The organism is Enterobacter sp. SM3, assembly GCF_009811935.2.
GTDB lineage: Bacteria > Pseudomonadota > Gammaproteobacteria > Enterobacterales > Enterobacteriaceae > Enterobacter > Enterobacter asburiae_D.
Window position 1 is genome coordinate 1607620 of the sequence record NZ_CP099971.1, and the last position, 25535, is coordinate 1633154.

At 56.5% G+C, this 25535-nt stretch carries 19 protein-coding genes; 9 read left to right on the plus strand and 10 right to left on the minus strand.

Annotated features, from left to right (window positions below):
* Positions 1-72: 72 nt before the first annotated feature.
* Complete coding sequence (locus GVO84_RS07435; RefSeq protein WP_023311002.1) at positions 73-966, plus strand: YcbJ family phosphotransferase; 894 nt, start codon at positions 73-75, stop codon at positions 964-966.
* Here the strand turns inward: GVO84_RS07435 and elyC are convergent.
* The gene (elyC, locus tag GVO84_RS07440; RefSeq protein ID WP_159513778.1) at positions 943-1722 is read right to left on the minus strand and encodes an envelope biogenesis factor ElyC; all 780 of its coding nucleotides are present in this window, start codon (positions 1720-1722) and stop codon (positions 943-945) included. The two genes, GVO84_RS07435 and elyC, sit on opposite strands and share 24 nt — an antisense overlap.
* A 124-nt stretch (positions 1723-1846) precedes the next feature.
* Between elyC and cmoM the strand changes: the two genes are divergently transcribed.
* From cmoM to GVO84_RS07475, 7 genes are all read left to right on the plus strand, one after another.
* Positions 1847-2626 carry a tRNA uridine 5-oxyacetic acid(34) methyltransferase CmoM gene (gene cmoM, locus GVO84_RS07445; protein ID WP_159513779.1) on the plus strand — a complete coding sequence of 260 codons (780 nt, stop codon included), beginning with the start codon at positions 1847-1849 and terminating at the stop codon, positions 2624-2626.
* Positions 2627-2629: 3 nt separating this feature from the next.
* Positions 2630-3952 (plus strand): chromosome partition protein MukF, encoded by a 1323-nt coding sequence (gene mukF, locus GVO84_RS07450; RefSeq protein ID WP_023335133.1) that lies wholly within the window; start codon positions 2630-2632, stop codon positions 3950-3952.
* Positions 3933-4637, plus strand: a complete 705-nt coding sequence (mukE, locus tag GVO84_RS07455) for a chromosome partition protein MukE (RefSeq protein ID WP_008499954.1) — start codon at positions 3933-3935, stop codon at positions 4635-4637. Before mukF ends, mukE begins: the two co-directional genes overlap by 20 nt.
* Positions 4637-9088, plus strand: coding sequence for a chromosome partition protein MukB (gene mukB / locus GVO84_RS07460; RefSeq protein ID WP_159513780.1), 4452 nt, complete (start codon positions 4637-4639; stop codon positions 9086-9088). Before mukE ends, mukB begins: the two co-directional genes overlap by 1 nt.
* Before the next feature lie 178 nt (positions 9089-9266).
* Positions 9267-11090: a L,D-transpeptidase gene (gene ldtD / locus GVO84_RS07465; RefSeq protein ID WP_159513781.1), complete on the plus strand. Its 1824-nt coding sequence runs from the start codon at positions 9267-9269 to the stop codon at positions 11088-11090.
* A gap of 174 nt (positions 11091-11264) precedes the next feature.
* Positions 11265-11816 (plus strand): YcbK family protein, encoded by a 552-nt coding sequence (locus GVO84_RS07470; RefSeq protein ID WP_023335137.1) that lies wholly within the window; start codon positions 11265-11267, stop codon positions 11814-11816.
* A 20-nt stretch (positions 11817-11836) separates the two neighbouring features.
* Positions 11837-12484 (plus strand): MBL fold metallo-hydrolase, encoded by a 648-nt coding sequence (locus GVO84_RS07475; protein WP_023311009.1) that lies wholly within the window; start codon positions 11837-11839, stop codon positions 12482-12484.
* A 50-nt stretch (positions 12485-12534) separates the two neighbouring features.
* Here the strand turns inward: GVO84_RS07475 and GVO84_RS07480 are convergent, their stop codons facing one another.
* The 4 genes from GVO84_RS07480 to pncB all read right to left on the minus strand — a co-directional run bounded on the left by GVO84_RS07480 (position 12535) and on the right by pncB (position 18365).
* Complete coding sequence (locus tag GVO84_RS07480; protein WP_047648166.1) at positions 12535-13725, minus strand: amino acid aminotransferase; 1191 nt, start codon at positions 13723-13725, stop codon at positions 12535-12537.
* A gap of 184 nt (positions 13726-13909) precedes the next feature.
* Positions 13910-14989, minus strand: coding sequence for a porin (locus GVO84_RS07485; RefSeq protein ID WP_159513782.1), 1080 nt, complete (start codon positions 14987-14989; stop codon positions 13910-13912).
* Positions 14990-15595: 606 nt separating this feature from the next.
* Positions 15596-16996 (minus strand): asparagine--tRNA ligase, encoded by a 1401-nt coding sequence (gene asnS, locus GVO84_RS07490; protein ID WP_029739509.1) that lies wholly within the window; start codon positions 16994-16996, stop codon positions 15596-15598.
* Between the two features lie 166 nt (positions 16997-17162).
* Entirely contained in the window at positions 17163-18365 is a 1203-nt protein-coding gene (pncB, locus tag GVO84_RS07495) for a nicotinate phosphoribosyltransferase (RefSeq protein ID WP_159513783.1), read from the minus strand.
* A gap of 254 nt (positions 18366-18619) precedes the next feature.
* On the opposite strand from pncB, the gene pepN reads away from it, so the two are divergent.
* On the plus strand, positions 18620-21232 hold the full coding sequence (gene pepN, locus GVO84_RS07500; RefSeq protein WP_159513784.1) for an aminopeptidase N: 2613 nt from the start codon (positions 18620-18622) through the stop codon (positions 21230-21232).
* Between the two features lie 51 nt (positions 21233-21283).
* Here the strand turns inward: pepN and ssuB are convergent, their stop codons facing one another.
* From ssuB to ssuE, 5 genes are read right to left on the minus strand one after another with little or no spacing between them, the layout of a single operon-like run.
* The gene (gene ssuB / locus GVO84_RS07505) at positions 21284-22054 is read right to left on the minus strand and encodes an aliphatic sulfonates ABC transporter ATP-binding protein (RefSeq protein WP_159513785.1); all 771 of its coding nucleotides are present in this window, start codon (positions 22052-22054) and stop codon (positions 21284-21286) included.
* Positions 22051-22842 (minus strand): aliphatic sulfonate ABC transporter permease SsuC, encoded by a 792-nt coding sequence (gene ssuC / locus GVO84_RS07510; RefSeq protein WP_023311016.1) that lies wholly within the window; start codon positions 22840-22842, stop codon positions 22051-22053. The genes ssuB and ssuC overlap by 4 nt, the downstream gene beginning before the upstream one ends.
* Positions 22843-22851: 9 nt before the next feature.
* Positions 22852-23997 carry an FMNH2-dependent alkanesulfonate monooxygenase gene (ssuD, locus tag GVO84_RS07515; RefSeq protein WP_032638814.1) on the minus strand — a complete coding sequence of 382 codons (1146 nt, stop codon included), beginning with the start codon at positions 23995-23997 and terminating at the stop codon, positions 22852-22854.
* Complete coding sequence (locus GVO84_RS07520; protein ID WP_159513786.1) at positions 23994-24956, minus strand: sulfonate ABC transporter substrate-binding protein; 963 nt, start codon at positions 24954-24956, stop codon at positions 23994-23996. The genes ssuD and GVO84_RS07520 overlap by 4 nt, the downstream gene beginning before the upstream one ends.
* A complete protein-coding gene (ssuE, locus tag GVO84_RS07525) occupies positions 24949-25524 on the minus strand; it encodes an NADPH-dependent FMN reductase (RefSeq protein ID WP_023335146.1) in 576 nt (191 codons plus the stop codon). The genes GVO84_RS07520 and ssuE overlap by 8 nt, the downstream gene beginning before the upstream one ends.
* Positions 25525-25535 lie beyond the last annotated feature (11 nt).

Sequence of the window (25535 nt, forward strand, 5' to 3'; positions counted from 1 at the left end):
ATCTCTTCCGGGTGACATCTTCCTTCAGGACGCTCATTATAAAAGCAGTAGTCTTAATGGGGGTAATCTCATATGGAACAGCTGCGTGCCGAACTTAGCCATCTGCTGGGTGAGAAATTAAGCCGGGTCGAATGCGTGAGTGAAAAGGCCGATACCGCGCTTTGGTCGTTGTATGACAGTCAGGGCAACCCTATGCCGCTGATGGCCAGAAGTTTCACCTCGCCGGGCGTTGCCAGGCAGCTTGCATGGAAAATGTCGATGCTGGCGCGGGAGGGAACCGTCCGTATGCCGACGGTGTACGGCGTAATGACGCACGAGGAACACCCCGGCCCGGACGTGCTGCTGATTGAGCGCTTGCGCGGCGTGCCCGTTGAAGCGCCCGCGCGCACGCCGGAACGCTGGGAGCAGTTAAAAGACCAGATTGTCGAGGCGCTGCTGGCCTGGCACCGTCAGGATAGCCGCGGGCTTGTCGGGCCGGTCGACAGCACTCAGGAAAATCTGTGGCCGCTGTGGTATCGCCAGCGGGTTGAGGTCCTGTGGGGGACGCTTAACCAGTTCAACAATACCGGTTTAACCATGCAGGATAAGCGTATTCTGTTTCGCACCCGCGAGTGCTTACCGGCGCTGTTCGACGGTTTTAATGACAACTGCGTGCTGATCCACGGTAATTTCACCCTGCGCAGCATGCTCAAAGACTCCCGCAGCGATCAGCTTCTCGCGATGTTGGGGCCGGGGATCATGCTCTGGGCTCCGCGCGAATACGAGCTGTTCAGGCTCAGCGACAGCGGGGCGGCGGAAGGTTTGCTGTGGCACTACCTTCAACGCGCGCCCGTTGCAGAAGCGTTTCTCTGGCGGCGCTGGCTTTATCTGCTCTGGGACGAAGTCGCGCAGCTGGTGAATACCGGACGTTTTAATCGCGCAAACTTCGATCTGGCAACAAAATCACTCCTGCCCTGGCTCGCCTGACGATCCTTTCAGCCACTGCCAGAGGCGTCCGAGCGTCTCATAACCGACGCGATCGCTATGCATCAGCCACGCCGGGGAGGGGATCGCCCGTTCCCACGGGTTAAGCGGCGCGTCGATGGCCATCTGGTTTGCCGGTGCGGGAAGCGGGTGCAGGCCTTGCTTCTCAAAGAAAATCATTGCGCGCGGCAGGTGTGAGGCGGAGGTCACCAGTAAGAACGGGACATCGCCAATCGCCTGCTTCACTGCGGCAGCCTCTTCTTCGGTATCTTTTGGGCTGTCCAGAGTGATAATTGAGGAGCGCGGCACGCCGAGTGATTCCGCGACTCTGGCGCCCGCCTCAGCCGTACTCACTGGGTTCGTTTTGGCCGCTGCGCCGGTGAAAATCATTTTTGATCCCGGATTCGCCAGCCAGAGGCGAATGCCTTCGTTTAGCCGTGGCAGGCTGTTGTTGATCAGGTTTGAACTGGGTGCCCAGTCAGGATCCCAGGTATATCCGCCGCCCAGCACCACGATGTACGCCACTTTCTGATTTCCCTGCCACGTTGGGTACGTGTTTTCGATGGGTCGTAGCAGACCATCCGCGACCGGCTGCAGGCTCAATAGCAGCAGGACAAACCAGCCGAGCGTGATAAGCGTTTTGCCACTCTTCTGAAAGCGACTGAACCACACCAGCGCCAGCCCCAGCGCGATGATGATGAGCAGCAGCGGAAGGGGAAGCATCATCCCTCCAATGTATTTCTTAAGGGTAAAAAGCATCCTTTTTGGTTCCTTTTTTGACCATATAGCAGGTGATTACCCGTGATATTACACCAGAGAGGTTCATTCTCCGCGCGGGTGTGACAAAATAGCGGTTTTGCAGTTAGCGAGTGGAACTCTCCCAATGCGGGATCGCAATTTTGATGACATCGCGGAAAAGTTTTCGCGCAACATTTATGGCACCACGAAAGGGCAGCTTCGTCAGACGATCCTCTGGCAGGATCTGGACACCATTCTGGCCACCTTTGGTGGTCAAACGTTGCGCGTGCTGGACGCCGGTGGCGGTGAAGGGCAGACGGCGATAAAAATGGCCGAGCGCGGTCATCACGTCACGCTTTGCGATCTTTCTGCTGAAATGGTCGCCCGCGCGACGCGTGCTGCAAAAGAGAAAGGTGTGAGCGACAACATGCATTTTATACAATGCGCCGCTCAGGACATCGCGCAGCATTTGGAAACCCAGGTTGATCTGATATTGTTTCATGCGGTGCTGGAGTGGGTTGCCGATCCGCAAAGCGTGTTACAAACCCTGTGGTCGATGTTACGCCCGGGCGGCACGCTGTCGCTGATGTTCTACAATGCTAACGGCTTCCTGATGCACAACATGGTTGCAGGAAACTTCGACTATGTTCAGGTCGGGATGCCTAAAAAGAAAAAGCGCACGCTTTCCCCGGACTATCCGCGCGATCCACAGCAGGTTTATGGCTGGCTGGAAGCGATTGGCTGGCAGATCGTCGGGAAGACGGGCGTCAGGGTGTTTCATGATTATCTGCGTGAAAAACACAAACAGCGTGACTGTTTTGACACCTTAACAGAATTAGAAACGCGGTATTGCCGTCAGGAGCCTTTTATCAGCCTTGGCCGCTATATTCACGTCACCGCGCACAAGCCGCAGATGCAAGGATAACCTATGAGTGAATTTTCCCAGACAGTCCCCGAACTGGTTGCCTGGGCCAGGAAAAACGATTTCTCCATCTCGCTGCCGGTAGACAGACTCTCTTTCCTGCTGGCGGTTGCCACGCTGAACGGCGAACGGCTGGACGGTGAAATGAGCGAGGGTGAACTGGTGGATGCGTTCCGCCATGTCAGTGATGCGTTTGAGCAAACCAGCGAAACCATTAGCGTGCGTGCCAACAACGCGATCAACGATATGGTGCGTCAACGTCTGCTGAACCGCTTTACCAGCGAGCAGGCGGAAGGAAACGCCATCTATCGCCTGACGCCGCTGGGCATCGGCATCACCGATTACTACATCCGCCAGCGTGAATTTTCCACGCTGCGTCTTTCCATGCAGCTCTCGATCGTGGCGGGTGAGCTTAAGCGCGCCGCCGACGCGGCGGATGAAAACGGTGACGAATTCCACTGGCACCGTAACGTCTACGCGCCGCTGAAATATTCAGTGGCCGAGATTTTCGACAGTATCGATCTCACCCAGCGCCTGATGGACGAACAGCAGCAGCAGGTGAAAGACGATATCGCGCAGTTGCTGAATAAAGACTGGCGAGCGGCCATCTCCAGCTGTGAACTTCTGCTGTCAGAAACCTCCGGCACGCTGCGTGAGCTCCAGGATACGCTGGAAGCCGCAGGGGACAAGCTGCAGGCTAACCTGCTGCGCATCCAGGACGCGACGCTGGCGCACGACGATCTGCATTTTATCGACCGTCTGGTGTTCGATCTGCAGAGCAAGCTTGACCGCATTATCAGCTGGGGCCAGCAGTCGATCGACCTGTGGATCGGCTACGACCGACACGTGCATAAATTTATCCGTACCGCGATTGATATGGATAAAAACCGCGTCTTTGCTCAGCGTCTGCGTCAGTCGGTGCAGACCTATTTCGATGCGCCGTGGGCGCTGACCTACGCCAGTGCCGATCGTCTGCTGGATATGCGCGACGAAGAGATGGCGCTGCGCGATGAAGAGGTAACCGGTGAACTGCCGCCGGATCTGGAATATGAAGAATTTAACGAAATTCGCGAGCAGCTTGCGGCGATGATCGAAGAACAGCTCGCTGTCTACAAAACCAGACAAGTGCCGCTGGATCTTGGTCTCGTGGTGCGCGACTATCTGGCGCAGTATCCACGCGCGCGCCACTTCGACATTGCCCGCATTGTGGTAGACCAGGCGGTGCGTCTGGGCGTCGCGCAAGCAGATTTCACCGGACTGCCGCCGAAGTGGCAGCCAATTAACGATTACGGAGCCAAGGTACAGGCGCATGTCATTGACAAATATTGAACAAGTGATGCCGGTTAAGCTGGCTCAGGCGCTGGCGAATCCGTTATTTCCGGCGCTGGACAGCCAGCTGCGTGCCGGTCGTCATATTGGCTTAGACGAGCTGGATAATCACGCCTTTTTGATGGACTTTCAGGAGTACCTGGAAGAGTTTTACGCACGCTACAACGTGGAGCTTATCCGCGCGCCGGAAGGGTTTTTCTACCTGCGTCCGCGCTCCACGACGCTGATTCCGCGTTCCGTGCTCTCCGAGCTGGATATGATGGTCGGCAAAATTCTTTGCTACCTCTACCTCAGCCCGGAACGTCTGGCGAATGAAGGGATCTTCACCCAGCAGGAACTTTACGACGAGCTGTTGACGCTGGCTGATGAGAGCAAGTTGCTCAAGCTGGTGAACAACCGCTCCACGGGATCGGATCTTGACCGTCAGAAATTACAGGAAAAGGTTCGCTCTTCCCTGAACCGTCTGCGTCGTCTGGGCATGGTCTGGTTTATGGGCCACGACAGCAGCAAATTCCGCATCACGGAATCTGTCTTCCGCTTCGGCGCCGACGTGCGTGCGGGCGATGACGCGCGTGAAGCGCAGCTTCGGATGATCCGCGACGGTGAAGCGATGCCGGTGGAAAACCATTTGCAGCTCAATGATGAGCATGAAGAGAATCTGCCGGATAGCGGGGAGGAAGAGTAATGATTGAACGCGGTAAATTTCGCTCACTGACGCTGATTAACTGGAACGGCTTCTTTGCCCGAACGTTCGATCTGGATGAGCTGGTCACGACGCTCTCCGGCGGTAACGGTGCGGGTAAATCCACCACCATGGCGGCCTTTGTTACGGCGCTGATCCCCGATCTGACGCTGCTCCATTTCCGTAACACCACCGAAGCGGGGGCAACAAGCGGCTCCCGCGATAAAGGTCTGCACGGTAAGCTGAAGGCCGGCGTCTGTTATTCGGTTCTGGACGTCATTAACTCCCGTCATCAGCGCGTGGTGGTGGGCGTGCGCCTGCAGCAGGTTGCCGGTCGCGACCGCAAAGTGGATATCAAACCGTTTGCGATCCAGGGTCTGCCAACGTCCGTGCAGCCGACGTCGCTGCTGACGGAAACCCTGAACGAACGTCAGGCGCGCGTGCTGACGCTGCAGGAGCTGAAGGACAAGCTCGAAGCCATCGAAGGCGTGCAGTTCAAGCAGTTCAACTCCATTACCGACTACCACTCGCTGATGTTCGATCTGGGCGTGGTGGCGCGTCGTCTGCGCACGGCGTCAGACCGTAGCAAATATTACCGTCTGATCGAAGCGTCTCTGTACGGCGGTATCTCCAGCGCGATTACCCGCTCCCTGCGCGATTACCTGCTGCCGGAAAACAGCGGCGTGCGTAAGGCCTTCCAGGATATGGAAGCGGCGCTGCGTGAAAACCGCATGACGCTGGAAGCGATTCGCGTTACCCAGTCTGACCGCGACCTGTTTAAACACCTGATCAGCGAAGCCACCAACTACGTGGCGGCGGACTACATGCGCCACGCCAACGAGCGCCGGGTGCATCTCGATCAGGCATTAGAATACCGCCGCGAGCTGTTTACCTCCCGTAAACAGCTGGTGGCCGAGCAGTACAAGCACGTTGAAATGGCGCGCGAGCTGGGCGAGCACAACGGTGCTGAAGGCGACCTGGAAGCCGATTACCAGGCCGCCAGCGATCACCTGAACCTGGTGCAGACCGCGCTGCGTCAGCAGGAAAAAATCGAGCGCTATGAAGCGGATCTCGATGAGCTGCAGATTCGTCTCGAAGAGCAGAATGAAGTGGTGGCCGAAGCCGCCGACATGCAGGAAGAGAACGAAGCCCGTGCCGAAGCGGCCGAGCTGGAAGTGGATGAGCTGAAAAGCCAGCTTGCCGATTACCAGCAGGCACTTGACGTGCAGCAGACGCGAGCGATTCAGTACACCCAGGCATTGCAGGCATTACAGCGTGCGAAAGAGTTGTGCCATCTGCCTGACCTGACGCCGGACAGCGCCGACGAGTGGCTGGATACCTTCCAGGCCAAAGAGCAGGAAGCCACCGAAAAACTGCTCTCCCTCGAACAGAAAATGAGCGTCGCGCAAACGGCGCACAGCCAGTTTGAGCAGGCTTATCAGCTGGTGGTCGCAATTAACGGCCCGCTGGCGCGTAACGAAGCCTGGGACGTTGCCCGTGAACTGCTGCGCGACGGTGTGAACCAGCGCCATCTGGCCGAGCAGGTTCAGCCGCTGCGTATGCGCCTGAACGAGCTGGAGCAGCGCCTGCGCGAGCAGCAGGAAGCCGAGCGTCTGCTGGCGGAATTCTGCAAGCGTCAGGGAAAAAATTACGATTTCGACGAGCTTGAGGCCCTGCATCAGGAGCTGGAAGCGCGTATTGCGGCCCTGTCCGATACCGTATCAAACGCCAGCGAACAGCGTATGACGCTGCGTCAGGAGCTGGAGCAGATACAGTCCCGTTCGAAGGCGCTCCTGCAGCGTGCGCCAGTCTGGCTGGCTGCGCAAAGCAGCCTGAATCAGCTCAGCGAGCAGTGCGGCGAGCAGTTCGAATCCAGCCAGGAAGTGACCGAATACCTGCAGCAGCTGCTGGAGCGCGAGCGCGAAGCCATTGTTGAGCGTGACGAAGTGGGCGCCCGCAAGCGCGACGTCGATGAAGAAATTGAGCGCTTAAGCCAGCCGGGCGGTTCAGAAGATCCGCGCCTGAATGCGCTAGCTGAGCGTTTTGGCGGCGTGCTGCTGTCCGAGATTTATGACGACGTTGGCCTTGACGATGCCCCGTACTTCTCCGCGCTGTACGGTCCATCCCGCAACGCGATCGTGGTCCCGGATCTGTCCCTGATTTCTGAGCAGCTTGCCGGCCTGGAAGATTGTCCGGAAGATCTTTACCTGATCGAAGGGGATCCGCAGTCGTTCGATGACAGCGTATTCAGCGTCGACGAGCTGGAAAAAGCTGTCGTGGTGAAAATCGCCGACCGTCAGTGGCGTTATTCCCGCTTCCCTGAGCTGCCGCTGTTTGGCCGCGCCGCGCGCGAAAGCCGCATCGAGAGCCTGCACGCCGAGCGTGAGACGCTGTCCGAACGTTTTGCGACCCTGTCGTTTGACGTGCAGAAAACCCAGCGTCTGCATCAGTCGTTCAGCCGCTTTATCGGCAGCCATCTCGCCGTAGCGTTTGACGCGGATCCGGAAGCCGAAATCCGCAAACTCAATACCCGCCGTGGCGAGCTGGAACGTGCGATTGCCAGCCATGAAAGTGATAACCAGCAGAGCCGCGTTCAGTTTGAACAGGCGAAAGAGGGCGTCGCTGCCCTCAACCGCATTCTGCCGCGCCTGAATCTGCTGGCGGATGACACACTGGCTGACCGTGTGGATGAGATCCAGGAGCGTCTGGATGAAGCGCAGGAAGCCGCGCGTTTCGTGCAGCAGCACGGCAATCAGCTGGCGAAGCTGGAGCCCGTCGTGTCTGTCCTGCAGAGCGATCCGGAACAGTTCGAGCAGTTAAAAGAAGATTATGCCTGGTCGCAGCAGGTGCAGCGCGAAGCGCGTCAGCAGGCGTTTGCCCTGACGGAAGTGGTGCAGCGTCGTGCGCACTTCGGCTACTCCGATTCGGCTGAAATGCTGAGTGGTAACAGCGACCTGAACGAAAAACTGCGTCAGCGCCTTGAGCAGGCGGAAGCGGAACGTACTCGCGCCCGCGAAGCAATGCGCAGCCACTCCGCTCAACTGAACCAGTACAACCAGGTGCTGGCCTCGCTGAAAAGCTCCTTCGACACCAAGAAAGAGCTGTTAAACGATCTGCAGAAAGAGCTTCAGGACATCGGCGTGCGTGCCGACAGCGGGGCAGAAGAGCGCGCGCGTATTCGTCGTGACGAGCTGCATTCTCAGCTCAGCAATAACCGCGCGCGTCGTAATCAGCTGGAAAAAGCGCTGACCTTCTGCGAAGCGGAAATGGATAACCTGACCCGTCGCCTGCGCAAGCTGGAGCGCGACTACTTTGAGATGCGCGAGCAGGTCGTGACCGCCAAAGCAGGCTGGTGCGCGGTGATGCGCATGGTGAAAGACAATAACGTTGAGCGTCGTCTGCACCGTCGCGAGCTGGCGTACCTCTCTGCCGATGAGCTGCGTTCCATGTCGGATAAGGCGTTGGGTGCGCTGCGTCTGGCGGTGGCGGATAACGAACACCTGCGCGACGTGCTGCGTATGTCGGAAGATCCAAAACGTCCGGAACGTAAAATCCAGTTCTTCGTGGCGGTTTACCAGCACCTGCGCGAGCGTATTCGTCAGGACATCATCCGTACTGACGATCCGGTTGAAGCCATCGAACAGATGGAAATCGAGCTGGGGCGCCTGACGGAGGAGCTGACCTCCCGCGAGCAGAAGCTGGCGATCAGCTCCCGCAGCGTGGCGAACATCATTCGCAAAACCATTCAGCGCGAGCAGAACCGTATCCGCCAGCTGAACCAGGGTCTGCAGAGCGTGTCGTTTGGCCAGGTGAACAGCGTGCGCCTCAACGTCAACGTGCGTGAAGCCCACGCGACGCTGCTGGAAGTGCTGTCTGAGCAGCACGAGCAGCATCAGGATCTGTTCAACAGCAACCGTCTGACCTTCTCCGAAGCGCTGGCGAAGCTGTATCAGCGCCTGAACCCGCAGATTGATATGGGGCAACGTACGCCGCAAACCATCGGTGAAGAGCTGCTGGACTACCGCAACTACCTGGAAATGGAAGTTGAGGTAAACCGTGGCTCAGACGGCTGGCTGCGTGCGGAATCCGGGGCGCTCTCTACCGGTGAAGCGATCGGTACCGGGATGTCAATTCTGGTGATGGTCGTACAGAGCTGGGAAGATGAAGCGCGCCGCCTGCGCGGCAAAGACATCTCGCCATGCCGACTGCTGTTCCTCGATGAGGCGGCGCGTCTTGATGCCCGCTCAATTGCTACGCTGTTCGAGCTTTGCGAACGTCTCGATATGCAGCTCATTATCGCGGCACCTGAGAACATCAGCCCCGAGAAGGGCACTACCTACAAACTGGTGCGTAAAGTGTTCCAGAACAGCGAACACGTTCACGTTGTGGGGCTGCGTGGCTTTGCGCCGCAGCCGCCGGAGTCATTGCCGGAAACCACGGCGGACGCTTCCTAACGCGTCTTCTGACCCGAAGCGGCGCACTGGCGCCGCTTTTTTTTTAAACTTAACTTGTGCTTAGGGCTGCGTTATCTTTAAACTTCTTTACATAAGGTAAGGCAACAGCTTAGCCGTCTACCTATAATGAAAGAAAGCCCCAACGTGATGGGCATGTCGTGAAAACAGGGGGCAAGGGATGTTGCTTAAGAAAGAATGTGGTCGTCAGCTGTCTGCGCTGAGTTTATGCCTGGCAGTGATGTTTGCTCCGCTGTTAACCGCCCAGGCCGACGAGCCTGAAATTGTGCCGACTGACAGCTCGGCAACGACAGGCGCGCAGCCAACGTCGTTGTCCCAGCCGCTGGACCAGTCTCCGGCAACGGCCATCATGGCCGGTATTAAACCGCTGCCGGAAGGCATCGATGCCGAATCACTCAGTCAGCAGCTGCAGTCGGAGCTGCCGTCAGGCTACACGCCTGTCTATATCAATCAGCTCACGCTCCTCTATGCTGCCCGCGATATGAAACCGATGTGGGAAAACCGCGATGCGGTGCGCGCCTTCCAGCAGCAACTGGCGGAGGTCGCGATTGCAGGGTTTCAGCCGCAGTTTACAAAGTGGGTTGAGCTGTTAACCGATCCTGCCGTCACCGGGCAGGCGCGGGACGTGGTACTTTCCGATGCCATGATGGGCTACCTGCAGTTCGTGGCGGGTATTCCGGTCAACGGCAACCGTTGGCTCTACAGCGATAAGCCGTACAAGCTGGCGACGCCGGCGCTGTCGGTAATTAACCAATGGCAGCTAGCGCTGGATAACGGCGAACTGCCGTGCTTTATCGCCAGCCTCGCACCGGCGCACCCACAATATGCCACTCTGCACCAGTCGCTCCTCGCGCTGGTGGGGGACACGCGTCCATGGCCGCAAATGCGCGGTACCGCGACGCTGCGTCCGGGGCAGTGGAGCAGCGATGTTCCCGCCCTGCGCGAGATCCTGATGCGTTCTGGTCTTCTTGACGGCGGGCCAAAGATTGCTCTTCCGGGTGATGATCCACAAAGCGTCGCCGTCAGCCCGTCAGCGCCCGTGAAAGAGAAGAAAGCCGTTGTCCTGAGCAACAAACCTGCGGCTTACGATCGCGAGCTGGTGGCGGCCGTTAAGCAATTCCAGGCCGCTCAGGGGCTAGGGGCCGATGGCGTCATTGGCCAGACGACGCGCGACTGGCTGAACGTATCGTCTGCGCAGCGGGCAGGGGTGCTGGCGCTCAATATCCAGCGTTTGCGCTTGCTGCCGGGAACGCTCTCTACCGGAATTATGGTTAACATCCCGGCGTATTCCCTGGTCTATTATCAGGATGGTAGCGAAAAACTGGCGTCGCGCGTGATTGTCGGGCGTCCGGATCGTAAAACACCGATGATGAGCAGCGCGCTAAATAACGTGGTGGTTAACCCGCCGTGGAACGTGCCGCCGACTCTGGCGCGAAAAGATATTTTGCCGAAGGTCTGGAACGATCCGGGTTATCTGGAGCGTCATGGCTATACGGTGATGCGTGGATGGAACAGTAAAGAGGCTATCGATCCTTATATGGTCGACTGGTCGACAATCACCGCGTCGAATCTGCCGTTCCGTTTCCAGCAGGCTCCCGGGGCGCACAACTCTTTAGGGCGCTACAAATTCAATATGCCGAGTTCAGAAGCTATCTACCTGCACGATACGCCGAACCACAACCTGTTCCAGAAAGATACTCGCGCGCTGAGTTCTGGCTGCGTGCGCGTGAACAAAGCCTCGGAGCTGGCCAATATGCTGCTGCAGGATGCGGGCTGGAACGATACGCGCATCTCGGATGCCCTGAAACAGGGGGATACGCGTTACGTTAATATTCGCCACAATATTCCGGTCAATCTTTACTATCTGACGGCGTTTGTGGGTGAAGACGGGCGTACTCAGTATCGTACAGATATTTACAATTATGATCTCACCGCGCGATCCGGCGCACAAATTTTGCCAAAAGCGGAACAATTAATCAGGTAAATGAAGCAGTTCGGGAAAAATGATTGTCGTAAGTTATGGTGAATAGGGGGCTATATCGCTGCAAGCCGCATATTCACTGGGGTTGGGCGCCTTGACGTACCTGGTTTTGCCAGTTATGGTGCCCTTCGTGCGCTAAGCATATTACGATTTCTTTTACCTGTAGACCTGATTATCATGGACAAATTTGACGCTAATCGCCGCAAACTGCTGGCGTTAGGTGGCGTTGCGCTTGGCGCAGCGGCCATCCTGCCGACGCCAGCATTTGCCACCCTCTCGACACCTCGTCCGCGAGTTTTAACGCTCAACAATCTTCATACCGGTGAGTCGCTAAAAGCGGAGTTTTTTGATGGCAGAGGCTATATTCAGGATGAATTAGCAAGACTTAACCATTTTTTCCGTGATTTCCGCGCGAATAAAATAAAAGCCATCGATCCAGGACTGTTTGATCAGATTTTCCGCCTTCAGGGCCTGCTGGGCACCAGCAAGCCGGTGCAGCTCATCTCTGGCTATCGCTCGATTGATACCAATAATGAACTGCGCGCCCACAGCCGCGGGGTAGCGAAAAAAAGCTATCACACGAAGGGACAGGCAATGGATTTCCATATTGAAGGCGTTTCGTTAGCCAATATTCGCAAAGCCGCGTTATCTATGCGCGCAGGTGGTGTAGGATATTACCCCAGCAGCAACTTTGTGCATATTGATACCGGTCCGGTTCGGCACTGGTAATAACGAAACACAGGAGCAGTATGAACTATCGTATTATTCCGGTTACCGCGTTCTCCCAGAATTGTTCATTGATCTGGTGCGAACAGACTAAACTGGCCGCGCTTGTCGATCCCGGCGGTGACGCTGAGAAAATCAAGCAGGAAGTCGCAGCAAGCGGCGTCACGCTGATGCAGATTTTGCTCACTCATGGTCATCTTGACCATGTAGGTGCTGCGGCTGAACTGGCTGAACACTACGGTGTGCCGGTGATCGGCCCGGAAAAAGAAGATGAGTTCTGGCTGCAGGGGTTACCCGCCCAAAGCCGCATGTTTGGTCTTGATGAGTGTCAGCCCCTGACGCCCGATCGCTGGCTAAACGAGGGAGAGCGCGTTAACGTAGGGAATGTGACTTTACAGGTGTTGCATTGTCCTGGGCATACGCCAGGCCATATCGTCTTCTTTGATGACCAGTCCCGTCTGCTGATTTCCGGCGATGTGATCTTCAAAGGTGGCGTAGGACGCAGCGATTTTCCGCGCGGCGACCACGGGCAGCTGATTCAGTCGATTAAACAAAAGTTATTGCCGCTGGGCGATGACGTTACGTTTATTCCTGGACACGGTCCGATGTCGACGCTGGGCTATGAACGGCTCCATAACCCGTTCCTTCAGGATGAAATGCCTGTCTGGTAACCAGAATAAAAAAAAGCCTGCATAGCGCAGGCTTTTTTTATGGGCGCAAATTACAGTACGGCGACAATCGCTTCGCACAGTGGCGCCATGTTGTCAGGCGTCATGCCTGCAACGTTCACGCGTCCAGACGCTACGGCGTACACGCCAAACTCTTCACGCAGACGCAGAACCTGCTCTTTGGTCAGGCCGCTGAACGAGAACATGCCGTTCTGTTTGATGATAAAGCTGAAGTCGCGGTCCGCGCCTTTCTCAGCCAGGGTGTTCACAAACAGCAGGCGCATACGCTGAATGCGCTGGCGCATATCGTTCAGCTCTTGTTCCCAGATAGCGCGCAGCGCATCGTTGCTCAGGATGGTGGCAACAACAGACGCACCGTGTGCCGGTGGGTTAGAGTAGTTCGCGCGGATAACCGATTTCATCTGGCTGAACGCACGATCGACGGTCTCTTCGTTAGCAGCAACCAGCGTACAGGCACCCACACGCTCATTGTACAGACCGAAGTTCTTGGAATAAGAGCTTGCGACAATCAGCTCCTGATGCACGGCTGCGAACGCACGCAGACCTTCGGCATCTTCTTCCAGACCACGGGCGAAGCCCTGGTAGGCAAAGTCAAACAGCGGCAGCCAGCCTTTTTCTACGGACAGCTTCGCCAGGTGTTCCCACTGCTCAAGCGTCGGATCGATACCGGTTGGGTTGTGGCAGCAGCCGTGGAACAGCACCACGTCACCTGCCTGCGCTTCGCTCAGGCTCGCCAGCAGGCCGTCGAAGTCGAGAGAGTGGTTTGCCGCGTCGTAGTAGGCGTATTCACGCACTTCCAGACCCGCAGAGTTAAACACGCTCTTGTGGTTCGGCCAGCTTGGGTTGCTCACCCACACGCGCTTAACAGAGGTGTTTTTCGCCAGGAAATCCGCCGCAACGCGCAGCGCGCCGGTACCGCCAGGGGTTTGTGCTGTGCGAGCGCGTTTGCTGCTCACAATTTCGCTGCCTTTACCGAACAGCAGTTCCTGAGTGCAGCGACCAAATTCAGGGATACCATCAATACCGAGGTAGTTTTTGGTGGTTTCGTTTTCCAGCAGATACTGCTCAGCTTTCTTAACGCTGGTCAGTACCGGAGTTTTGCCGGTTTCATCTTTATATACACCAATACCCAGGTTGATTTTGCCAGGGCGGTCGTCGGCACGAAACAGATCGGCCAGGCCCAGAATAGGGTCGGCAGGAGCGGCGGTAATGTTCTCAAACATGACGAAGTTCCATTGTGATTACAGAAGTGAAATCCGCTATCAGGTTAACGGTAGATTTACAAAATGCCAACCGTTTGCGACGAAAAGCGTGCGGCTTTTCAAAAGTCGCCATTATTTTCTGTCACGCATAAAAAAACAGGGCCGAAGCCCTGTTCATTAAGCATATAACAAAGTGGTGTACTGATTAGAACTGGTAGGTTACGCCAACGGTAGCCTGGTTGTCAGAGCCAACCCAGCTGGTGGACGCATCTTTGTCGTCCAGCAGGTTGAAGCGGTAGTCACCGTACACGTTGAAGTTCTTGTTGAAGTAGTAAGTCGCACCAGTGGTGATGTATTTCGCCAGGTCACGGTCGCCGATGCCGTTCAGGTCTTTACCTTTGGACTGAACGTAAGAAACGGAAGGACGCAGACCGAAGTCGAACTGGTACTGTGCGATAACTTCGAAGTTCTGGGTCTTGTTAGCAACGTCGTACACAGTCTCTGTGCTATCGCCCAGGATGCTCATGTTGCGGGTTTCAGCGTAAACGGTCGCCAGGTAGATATTGTTCGCGTCATATTTCGCGCCAACTGCCCAGGACTCAGCTTTATCGCCTTTACCATCTGCTTTCTGATCCAGAGTACGGTTTGCAGTGCTGTATGCACCGATCAGACCGAACCCTTCGCCGAACTCGTAGCCCAGGGACAGACCAACGCCGTCACCGTTCGCTTTACGCAGATCGCTACGTTCGTTTTTACCCTGGTACTGAACGCCAAAGTTCAGACCATCAACCAGACCGAAGAAGTTGTTGTTACGGTAGGTCAGCAGGCCAGTAGAACGGCTGGTCATGTAGTTATCAACATAGCCGCCACCCCAGGTTTCGCCAGAGAAGGACGGAGCCATATCCGTGTAGGATTCTACGTCGTAAACGATACCGTAGTTACGACCGTAGTCCAGAGAACCTGCTTCAGAAACTTTGATACCCGCGAATGCCAGACGAGTTACGTTAGTCTGGTCGCCTTCGGCTGCACCAGCTTTCGCACGGTATTCCCACTGACCGTAACCGATCAGTTGATCATTGATCTGAGTTTCGCCTTTAAAGCCGATCTGGCCGTAAGAGGAGTCAGCGTTTTTATGTTCGCCAGAAGTGGTGAAGCCGTGTTCACCCACAACTTTACCGTAGAAGTCCAGTTTGTTGCCGTTCTTGTTATAGATTTCTGCAGCGTTAGCTGCACCGGCTACCAGCAGGGCAGGGATTACCACTGCCAGAATATTGCGCTTCATCATTATTTATTACCCTCATTGGTTTTTTTATGACACTCGCCACTGCCGTCAATAAATTCTGTCAATAAATATTTCCGGAACTATTGATGAGAGTTTGGTGTCTTTATGTATCTGACAGGCATCTTTCCATTCGGCGAAGCGTTTCGCTAGCCTGAAAGTGCTACAATTCTCAAGATTAAGTAACTAAAAGCAATTATGTGTAACTAAATATGTATTTTTGGGAACTTTGTGAACCACCTCAAACTTCAGACCCGCCTGGCGAATTAAACGGCAAAACCTATCCTATATATATGAATTGCTTATGATTAATTGAGATAAAGGTGATTCGTATAAACAGACGTTAAACGACCCTGTTTTTCTTATGACCCCAAAAAGACTTCTGGATGGCTGTAAAAGTGGTTGAAATTTGTGCTATCGCTTGAGGAAGTAATAATCGCAATAAGAATGGGGTTTATTTTTTGTGGCTGGATATTTCGCGGAAACAAAACGTAACAGGTAGTGGTTGTGACGGGGTGAAGGTTTAAAGACGCTGACTTTGCGCTGACGAAAACTGACAATGCAGAATAAAATAATGGCCAGCAGATGCTGGCCATTTTAGTCTTTTATCGATTAGAAGCTGGCGTTACGTGGAGTACGTGGGAAAGGAATCACGTCACGTACGTTCTGAACACCGGTAACGTAGGCAATCAGACGCTCGAAGCCCAGACCAAAACCAGCGTGCGGTACGGTACCGTAACGACGCAGATCGCGGTACCAGCTGTAGTCAGCCGGGTTGAGCCCCATCTCTTCCATACGCGCGTCCAGCACGTCAAGACGCTCTTCACGCTGAGAGCCACCGATGATTTCACCAATGCCCGGCGCCAGGACGTCCATCGCTGCCACGGTTTTACCGTCTTCGTTAAGGCGCATATAGAAGGCCTTAATGTCTTTCGGGTAGTTTTTAACCACAACCGGCGCTTTGAAATGCTTCTCGGCCAGATAGCGTTCGTGCTCAGACGCCAGGTCAACGCCCCAGTAAACCGGGTTCTCGAACGTCTCACCGCATTTCTCGAGGATCGCCACCGCGTCGGTATAGTCCACCTGCGCAAAGTCGGCGGACACGAAACGCTCCAGACGCGCCACAGCATCGCTGTCTACGCGTTCTGCGAAGAATTTCATGTCGTCAGGACGCTCTTCCAGCACCGCTTTGAACACATACTTCAGCATCGCTTCCGCCAGACCCGCAACATCGTCCAGGTCGGCGAAGGCCACTTCAGGCTCCAGCATCCAGAATTCCGCCAGGTGACGGCTGGTGTTGGAGTTTTCGGCACGGAAGGTCGGGCCAAAGGTGTAGATCTTAGACAGCGCACAGGCGTACGTTTCGCCGTTGAGCTGACCGGATACCGTCAGGAAAGCTTCTTTACCAAAGAAGTCTTTGTCATAGTCCACTTTACCTTCAGGCGTGCGCGGCAGGTTTTCCATGTCCAGCGTCGAGACGCGGAACATCTCACCCGCACCTTCCGTATCGGAGGCGGTGATCAGCGGGGTAGACACCCAGAAGTAGCCCTGCTCATCGAAGAAACGATGCAGCGCCTGCGCCAGCGTATGACGCACGCGCGCCACCGCACCAATCAGGTTGGTACGCGGACGCAGGTGGGCGACTTCACGCAGATATTCGATGCTGTGACGTTTTGCCGCCATCGGATAGGTATCCGGATCTTCAACCCAGCCGGTGACTTCAATCGCAGAGGCCTGAATTTCGAAGCTCTGGCCCTGGCCCGGTGATGCCACCACAACGCCAGTCACAATGACCGAACAACCCGTTGTCAGGCGCAGAACGTCATCATTGTAATTGGGCAGAGAATTATTAATGACGGCCTGTACAGGATCAAAGCAGGAACCGTCATAGACGGCAAGGAAGGAGATGCCAGCTTTAGAATCTCGGCGGGTACGCACCCATCCGCGCACGGTGACTTCCTGGTCAACGGCGACACGGCCCTGGAGTACGTCGGCTACAGGCACAACGCTCATAATATTCTCTCTGTTAATAGTCGGAAAAAATAGACACTTGTCCACCCTTATGGGGGGATATCTATGTTACCTGCCATCCGCTATCAGACAAGTAAATTTCGCAGTCAAAAGAGAAGAATTGAGAAATAAATAAGGAGTAGGGAGCCTTGAAGGCTCCCGTAAGCGCTTAACTGGCTTTTTTGATCTGGGGAAGATCGAACGCTTTGCGCAATGCGCGGACAAACGCTTTGTCATGGCAGATGGTTTTACCCGGGCTGTCGGAGAGTTTTGCCACCGGCTTGCCGTTACATTCCACCAGTTTGATGACGATATTCAGAGGTTTTACCTGAGGAATATCACAGGTCAGACGGGTACCAATTCCGAAGCTCAGGTTCACCCGGGTGCTGAAATGGCGATAGAGATCGACCGCTTTCGCCAGGTCGAGATTATCCGAGAAGACCAGCACCTTGCTCATCGGATCGATGCCGAGCTTCTCGTAATGGGCAATGGCCTTCTCGCCCCATTCAACCGGATCCCCGGAGTCGTGGCGTAACCCCTGGTAACGTTCAGCGAACTCGGGACCAAAGTCGCGCAGGAAGGCATCCATCGTAATACAGTCGGTGAGGGCGATCCCGAGCTGATTCGGGTACTCCTCAAGCCATGCGGCCAGTGCCGCGCGCTGGCTGTTAGCCAGATCGGGGCTGATCTGCTGATGCGCCTGGAACCACTCGTGCGCCTGGGTGCCCATCGGCGTCAGGCTGAGGCGACGTGCCAGATCGTAGTTACTGGTGCCAACGAACCACGGCTCCTGCTGCAGACGTTTAACGATGGCCTCCTGGACGTCACGCGAGAAACGGCGGCGGGTGCCAAAGTCCATCAGGCGGAAGCGGGACATGTCCAGCCCTTCGGTCAGCGTAGAGAAGGCAGCGAGTTTATTTTCCAGCGCGGCGACCGCCTGCTCGACGCCCGTTTCCGGCGAACGGTAGCGGTGAGCCAGTTCACTGATCACCGCCAGAAGCGGTACTTCCCACATGATCACTTCCCGCCACGGCCCTTCAAGGCGAATATCCAGCTTGCCGTTATCGTTAAGCACGGTGACCTGCTCCGGCTTATAGCGGAAATCGCGCAGCCAGCTCAGGTAGTCGGCTTTGAAGAAAGGCAGGCCAGAAAGCCACTGATATTCCTCGTTCTGCAGCGTCAGATGCTGCATAGCATTGACCTGTTCACGAATGGCGTCTGCGTAGATACCAAGCAAGTCGTCGCCACGACAGCGGAATTCCGCCGCGACATGAACGTCATAGTAATGGTGGAAAACGGCTTGCTGCATATGCAGTTTATACGCGTCGGTATCCAGCAACGTATGCAGAACTGGAGAAGCGAATTGAGTCATAGGTGCGCAGTAGCATCCTCTCACAGGAGCGTTTAGTACAATAAACAACTCCGGAGTATACCTTGTTTAGTGATTTATTGAACCCCGATCACAACATAAGCGCGTTTTATGGTCGAGGGCATTTTGTGCCCCGTGTTATACAAATGTAGCAAAAAACGGTTTTGCCCCTGAAAAGATGAACATTCTGCATAGCGCGTTTTGCGCAACAGGAATATATTGAAACGTTACTCGACAAACGATGCATAAGGTTTTCTATGACACAACAGCCACAAGCCAAATACCGCCACGACTACCGTGCGCCGGATTACCTGATTAGCGAAATCGATCTGACTTTTGACCTGGATGCCACTAAAACCGTTGTCACGGCGGTGAGCCAGGTGACGCGCCACAGCGCAACTGCGGTGCCGCTGCGTCTGGATGGTGAAGACCTGACGCTGGTCTCCCTGCATATTAATGATGAAGCCTGGTCAGACTATAAAGAAGAAAACAACCAGCTGGTCGTCGACAACCTGCCGGAACAGTTTACGCTGCGCATCGTGAATGAAATTAGCCCTGCCGCCAACACCGCGCTGGAAGGGCTTTACCAGTCAGGCGTGGCGCTGTGTACCCAGTGTGAAGCGGAAGGGTTCCGCCACATTACGTGGTATCTCGACCGTCCGGACGTCCTGGCGCGCTTCACCACCAAAATCATCGCCGATAAAACTCTGTATCCCTTCCTGCTCTCCAACGGTAACCGCGTAGGCGAAGGCGAGCTGGAGAATGGCCGTCACTGGGTGCAGTGGCAGGATCCCTTCCCGAAACCGTGCTACCTGTTTGCGCTGGTGGCGGGGGATTTCGACGTGCTGCGCGACACCTTCAAAACGCGTTCAGGCCGCGAAGTGGCGCTGGAGCTGTTTGTTGACCGCGGCAACCTTGACCGTGCGCCGTGGGCAATGACCTCCCTCATCAACTCCATGAAGTGGGACGAGGAGCGCTTTGGCCTCGAATATGACCTCGACATCTATATGATCGTCGCCGTTGATTTCTTCAACATGGGCGCAATGGAGAACAAAGGCCTTAACGTCTTTAACTCCAAATACGTGCTGGCGCGTACCGATACCGCAACGGACAAAGACTACCTCGATATCGAACGCGTCATCGGCCACGAATATTTCCACAACTGGACCGGTAACCGCGTTACCTGCCGCGACTGGTTCCAGCTGAGCCTGAAAGAGGGCCTGACCGTCTTCCGCGATCAGGAGTTCAGCTCCGACCTGGGTTCACGCGCGGTGAACCGCATCAACAACGTGCGCACCATGCGTGGTCTGCAGTTTGCGGAAGATGCCAGCCCAATGGCGCACCCGATCCGCCCGGATAAAGTCATCGAGATGAACAACTTCTATACCCTGACGGTGTACGAGAAGGGCGCTGAAATTATCCGCATGATCCACACCCTGCTGGGTGAGGAGAACTTCCAGAAAGGGATGCAGCTTTACTTCGAGCGTCATGACGGCAGCGCGGCTACCTGCGACGATTTTGTGCAGGCAATGGAAGATGCCTCTAATGTCGATCTTTCCCACTTCCGCCGCTGGTACAGCCAGGCCGGTACGCCGATTGTTACCGTCAAAGACGACTACAATCCGGAAACCGAGCAGTACACCCTGACCATCAGCCAGCGCACGCCGCCGACGGCGGAGCAGGAAGAGAAATATCCGCTGCATATTCCGTTCAGCATTGAGCTGTACGATAACGAAGGCAAAGTTATCCCACTTCAGAAGGGCGGCCACCCGGTACACCACGTGCTGAACGTGACCCAGGCCGAGCAGACCTTTATCTTCGATAACGTTTACTTCCAGCCGGTGCCTGCGCTGCTGTGCGAATTTTCCGCGCCGGTGAAGCTGGAGTACAAGTGGAGCGATCAGCAGCTGACGTTCCTGATGCGTCACGCGCGTAACGACTTCTCCCGCTGGGATGCGGCGCAAAGCCTGCTGGCGACCTACATTAAGCTCAACGTAAACCGTCATCAGCAGGGCCAGCCGCTGTCGCTGCCTGTCCACGTGGCTGACGCGTTCCGCGCGATCCTGCTGGATGAGAAGATTGACCCGGCGCTGGCCGCTGAAATTCTGACCCTGCCGTCAGCGACTGAAATCGCCGAGTTGTTTGATATTATCGATCCGATTGCCATCGTGGCGGTGCGTGAAGCGCTGACCCGTACGCTGGCTGCAGAACTGGCCGATGAGTTCCTGGCCATTTATAACGCCAACAAGCTTGACGCTTATCGCGTTGAGCATGCGGACATTGGTAAACGTTCTCTGCGCAATACCTGCCTGCGCTATCTCGCGTTTGGTGAAACCGGGCTGGCGAACACCCTGGTGAGCAAGCAGTATCACGAAGCGGATAACATGACCGACGCGCTGGCCGCGCTGGGTGCAAGCGTTGCCGCCGAACTGCCGTGCCGCGATGCGCTGATGCAGGAGTACGACGACAAGTGGCATCAGGATGGCCTGGTGATGGACAAGTGGTTCATCCTGCAGGCGACCAGCCCGGCAGCCGATGCGCTCAGCAAAGTGCGCAGCCTGCTGAAGCATCGCTCCTTTACCCTGAGCAACCCAAACCGCGTGCGTTCTCTGATTGGCGCGTTTGCCAGCAGCAACCCGGCGGCGTTCCACGCTGAAGACGGCAGCGGTTATCAGTTCATGGTGGAAATGCTGACCGAGCTGAATAGCCGTAACCCGCAGGTGGCGTCGCGCCTGATTGAGCCGCTGATCCGTCTGAAGCGTTATGATGCGAAGCGTCAGGCGAAGATGCGTGCCGCGCTTGAGCAGCTGAAAGGGCTGGAGAACCTGTCTGGCGATCTGTACGAGAAGATTGCTAAGGCACTGGCCTGATAGAAAGCTTAACCCTCCCTCTCCCTGTGGGAGAGGGCCGGGGTGAGGGCATCAGGCATTAGCCTTAGCTCGTTCTAACTCCGTACCCCCACGCTTCATCACCCGATCCAAAACCTCAGCTTCCAGCTCCGCCAGCCTTGCCGAACCCACGCGACGAGGCCGCGGAAGATCCGCCGTCAGATCCAGACCTATTTTCCCGTCCTCTATTAACAGCACCCGGTCAGCCATCGCCACAGCTTCGCTCACGTCATGCGTCACCAGCAGTACCGTAAAGCCGTGCGCCTGCCACAGGGAACCAATCAAATCCTGCATTTCGATCCGCGTCAGGGCATCGAGCGCGCCGAGCGGTTCATCAAGCAACAGCAGGCCCGGTCGGTGAATCAGCGCCCGCGCCAGCGCCACGCGCTGCTTTTGCCCACCCGAGAGGGCTGACGGCCATTCACCCGCACGATTTTCCAGCCCAACGGCGGCCAGCGCCTGGCGGGCTTCATCCCGCCAGTTGCCCTTAAGACCGAGACCGACGTTGTCGATAACCGTTTTCCACGGCAGCAGGCGCGCGTCCTGAAACATCATGCGGGTATCGTCCTGAATATTCGAAAGCGGCGTCGTTCCTGCCAGAATATCACCGCCGTTAGGGGCTTCCAGTCCGGCCAGAAGGCGTAGCAGGGTACTCTTGCCGCCGCCGCTACGCCCGACAACGGCCACAAATTGTCCGGCGGGAATATGCAGATCCAGCCCGTTAAGAATGGTGTTTTCGCCGTAGCGTTTGGTCACGCCGTTCAGCAGTAACGGCGTTCCCTGGTTCAGTCGTGCTGTATTCATGCTTTCGCCTCCTGAAGGGTGTAGGCCGGGTTCCAGCGCAGCCAGCTGCGCTCCAGCCACTGGGCGCTAACGTCGGCGAGTTTGCCGAGCAGGGCATACAGAATGATGGCAACCACCACCACGTCCGTTTGCAGGAATTCACGGGCGTTCATCGCCAGGTAGCCAATGCCTGAGTTGGCCGAGATGGTCTCCGCCACAATCAGCGTCAGCCACATCAGGCCGAGCGCAAAACGCACCCCGACCATAATGGAGGGCAGGGCGCCCGGCAGGATCACATGTATAAAGAGAGAAAAACCCGATAGGCCGTAGCTGCGCGCCATCTCCACCAGACCGCGATCGATGTTGCGGATGCCGTGCCAGGTGTTGATGTAGATCGGGAACAATGTGCCCAGCGCCACGAGGAAAATCTTGGCGCTCTCATCAATACCAAACCACAGGATAACCAGCGGGATCAGCGCCAGATGCGGCACGTTGCGCAGCATCTGAATGGAGGTATCCAGCAGCCGCTCGCCCCAGCGGGAAAGGCCGCTAATCAAGCCCAGAACCAGACCGATGCTGCCGCCGATGGAAAACCCAATCACGGCGCGCCAGGAGCTGATCGCCAGATGCTGCCACAGCTCACCGCTCACGCTCAGCGACCAGAACGCTTCTACGACGCCCTCCGGAGAGGGCAGAATGCGGCTCGATAGCCAGCCGGTGGACGACGCGAGCTGCCAGAGAGCCACAATGCCGACGGGTAAAAACCACGGCGCGGCGCGCAGCAGCCATTTTTGTGAGGTGGCAGACATGGTCACTCCTTAGCTCTGTGCGGCTTTGCGTGGAATAAACTCGTTCGCCACGGCTTCGCCCTGAAGCTGAAGCCGCTGCGGCTGCGGAATTTCCGGAATGGCAACATCCAGATGCGGGAATAACAGCTCGCCCACCTTGTACGCCTCTTCCAGATGCGGATAACCGGAGAGAATAAAGCTGTCGATACCCAGCTCGGCGTATTCATTAATCCGGGCGGCTACGGTCGGACCGTCGCCGACCAGCGCCGTGCCCGCACCGCCGCGCACCAGGCCGACGCCCGCCCACAGGTTCGGGCTGATCTCCAGGTTCTCGCGCTTGCCGTTGTGCAGGGACGCCATTCGGTGCTGTCCGACGGAGTCGGTTTTGGCAAACGCGGCCTGCGCCTTCGCGATGGTCTCATCGTCCAGATGAGAAATCAGGCGGTCGGCGGCCTGCCACGCTTCTTCATTGGTTTCGCGCACGATAACGTGCAGGCGAATGCCGAAGCGCACCTTGCGGCCGTGGGCGGCCGCCTTAGCGCGGACCTGGGCAATTTTTTCTTTCACCAGCTCAGGCGGTTCGCCCCAGGTCAGGTAGAGATCGACCTGCTCTGCCGCCAGATCCTGGGCCACATCCGACGATCCGCCAAAATAGAGCGGCGGGCGCGGCTGCTGCACCGGCGGGAAGTAGAGTTTCGCGTCGCGAACGTGAATATGCTTGCCTTCAAAGGTAACGGTTTCACCTTCCAGCAGACGTCGCCAGACGCGGGTGAACTCGGCGGAGGCTTCATAGCGCTCGGTATGGTCGAGGAATACCCCATCGCCCGCCAGCTCCTGCGGATCGCTGCCCGTCACCAGGTTAAACAGGGCGCGACCGTTGGACAGTCTGTCCAGCGTTGCCGCCTGACGCGCCGCCACGGTGGGGGAGACCACGCTCGGGCGTAACGCAACCAGGAATTTCAAACGCTGGGTGACCGGGATCATCGACGCGGCCACCAGCCAGGCATCTTCACATGAACGTCCGGTCGGGATCAGCACCCCGGTGAAACCGATTCGGTCCGCCGCCTGCGCAATCTGCTGCAGATAGCCATGGTCAACCGGGCGCGAGCCCTCTTCTGTACCAAGATAGTGTCCATCACCGTGGGTGGGTAAAAACCAGAAAAGATTCAGACTCATGATTTAGCTCCTTCTTTGCCAGCGGGCTGCCAGATGCGTTCGCGAATAGTGACCTGTTTTGGTACCAGGTGGTTTTGATAGAAAAGGTCAGCCGTTTGTTGCTGAAGCGCGGCGACGTGCGCGTCTACGGGCGTAATGGTGGTCGGCGGACGGTGGTTGAGATAGCTCGCGATCACCGGCTCAGGTAAGCCCATGGTTTTCGCCAGCAGGGCAATGCTCTCCTGACGCTGGGTCTGGGTCAGCGCATCGGCCTGGGTAAAGGTATCCAGTACGCCCTGAATAAATGCGCCGTTCTTTTCCGCATAAGGACGCGCGGCCAGGTAGAACGAGCCGGTCTGCTTCAGCGTGGTGCCGTCTTTCAGCACGCGAACGCCGCCCTGCAGTAATGCGGCGGAGTAGTACGGATCCCAGATGGCCCAGGCATCAACGTTCTTCTGCTGGAACGCGGCGCGGGCGTCGGCAGGCGTCAGGTAAACAGGCTGAATGTCAGTGAACTTGAGCCCGGCTTCTTGCAGGGCACGCAGCAGCAGGTTGTGTGAGCTGGAACCTTTCTGGAAAGCAACTTTATGCCCTTTAAGATCGGCGACGCTTTTAACGTCGCTGTTTTCAGGCACCAGAATCACTTCGGCCTTCGGTTTGGGCGGCTCAACGCCAACATAGACGAGGTCCGCTCCCGCCGCCTGGGCGAATATCGGCGGAATATCACCCGTGCTGCCGAGATCGATACTGCCCACGTTCAGGGCCTCCAGCATCTGCGGGCCAGCCGGGAACTCCACCCAGGAGAATTTGGTGTCCGGGAAGCGTTTTTCCAGAAGCTGGTGGCTTTTCGCCAGCACCATGCTGACGCTGCCTTTCTGGTAGCCAATGCGTAAACTTTCCGGAGCCGTTTCTGCGGCATGGGCCAGCGAGGAAAGCGCCATCAGACCTGCCAGGCCGATGCGGGTTAACGTTTTAAACATGTGCGACTCCTTGAGGCTGACCAAACGCCGGCGCCTGGATATCCCGGCGGTGCAGAGCATGCCAGAAGGTTTCCAGGGCAGTATCGAGGCGGGTTTGCAGGTTCGGCGTAAAATGGGGTTTATGTTGATAATCGATAACCTGGGAGTCATCTGCGAAAACGCCGTGGAGGATCTCCTGCGCTTTCAGCGCGTTCAGCACCGGCTTCAGGGCATAATCCACGGCCAGTAAATGGGCAACCGTACCGCCCGTTGCCAGCGGCAGCACGACTTTGCCGTCCAGCGCGCGTTCCGGAAGCAGATCGAGCAGAGTTTTCAGCGCCCCGGAAAAAGAGGCTTTATAAATGGGCGTAGCCACAATTAAGCCGTCAGCGCCGTTAAGCTGCTCGATGAGCGTTTTAAGCGCAGGGCTGTCGAAACGGGCATAGAGCAGATCTTCAGGTTCGAAGTTATGCAGGTTCCAGTGGCACACTTCCACATCCAGGGCATTGAGTTTTTCGCGGGCATATTCCAGCAGGGCGCTGGAGCGCGAAGGGAATCGTGGACTTCCGGCCAGGGTAATGACGCGCATACTTCCTCCTT

Excerpts from the sequence above, each read along its gene's own strand:
- mukB (WP_159513780.1), top strand. The coding sequence starts at position 4,637 with ATGATTGAACGCGGTAAATTTCGCTCACTGACGCTGATTAACTGGAAC.
- GVO84_RS07475 (WP_023311009.1), top strand. The coding sequence starts at position 11,837 with ATGAACTATCGTATTATTCCGGTTACCGCGTTCTCCCAGAATTGTTCA.
- GVO84_RS07480 (WP_047648166.1), bottom strand. The coding sequence starts at position 13,725 with ATGTTTGAGAACATTACCGCCGCTCCTGCCGACCCTATTCTGGGCCTG.
- asnS (WP_029739509.1), bottom strand. The coding sequence starts at position 16,996 with ATGAGCGTTGTGCCTGTAGCCGACGTACTCCAGGGCCGTGTCGCCGTT.
- GVO84_RS07485 (WP_159513782.1), bottom strand. The coding sequence starts at position 14,989 with ATGATGAAGCGCAATATTCTGGCAGTGGTAATCCCTGCCCTGCTGGTA.
- elyC (WP_159513778.1), bottom strand. The coding sequence starts at position 1,722 with ATGCTTTTTACCCTTAAGAAATACATTGGAGGGATGATGCTTCCCCTT.
- mukE (WP_008499954.1), top strand. The coding sequence starts at position 3,933 with ATGTCATTGACAAATATTGAACAAGTGATGCCGGTTAAGCTGGCTCAG.
- ssuC (WP_023311016.1), bottom strand. The coding sequence starts at position 22,842 with ATGTCTGCCACCTCACAAAAATGGCTGCTGCGCGCCGCGCCGTGGTTT.
- ssuE (WP_023335146.1), bottom strand. The coding sequence starts at position 25,524 with ATGCGCGTCATTACCCTGGCCGGAAGTCCACGATTCCCTTCGCGCTCC.
- GVO84_RS07520 (WP_159513786.1), bottom strand. The coding sequence starts at position 24,956 with ATGTTTAAAACGTTAACCCGCATCGGCCTGGCAGGTCTGATGGCGCTT.
- GVO84_RS07470 (WP_023335137.1), top strand. The coding sequence starts at position 11,265 with ATGGACAAATTTGACGCTAATCGCCGCAAACTGCTGGCGTTAGGTGGC.
- ldtD (WP_159513781.1), top strand. The coding sequence starts at position 9,267 with ATGTTGCTTAAGAAAGAATGTGGTCGTCAGCTGTCTGCGCTGAGTTTA.
- ssuD (WP_032638814.1), bottom strand. The coding sequence starts at position 23,997 with ATGAGTCTGAATCTTTTCTGGTTTTTACCCACCCACGGTGATGGACAC.
- pncB (WP_159513783.1), bottom strand. The coding sequence starts at position 18,365 with ATGACTCAATTCGCTTCTCCAGTTCTGCATACGTTGCTGGATACCGAC.
- cmoM (WP_159513779.1), top strand. The coding sequence starts at position 1,847 with ATGCGGGATCGCAATTTTGATGACATCGCGGAAAAGTTTTCGCGCAAC.
- pepN (WP_159513784.1), top strand. The coding sequence starts at position 18,620 with ATGACACAACAGCCACAAGCCAAATACCGCCACGACTACCGTGCGCCG.
- ssuB (WP_159513785.1), bottom strand. The coding sequence starts at position 22,054 with ATGAATACAGCACGACTGAACCAGGGAACGCCGTTACTGCTGAACGGC.
- mukF (WP_023335133.1), top strand. The coding sequence starts at position 2,630 with ATGAGTGAATTTTCCCAGACAGTCCCCGAACTGGTTGCCTGGGCCAGG.
- GVO84_RS07435 (WP_023311002.1), top strand. The coding sequence starts at position 73 with ATGGAACAGCTGCGTGCCGAACTTAGCCATCTGCTGGGTGAGAAATTA.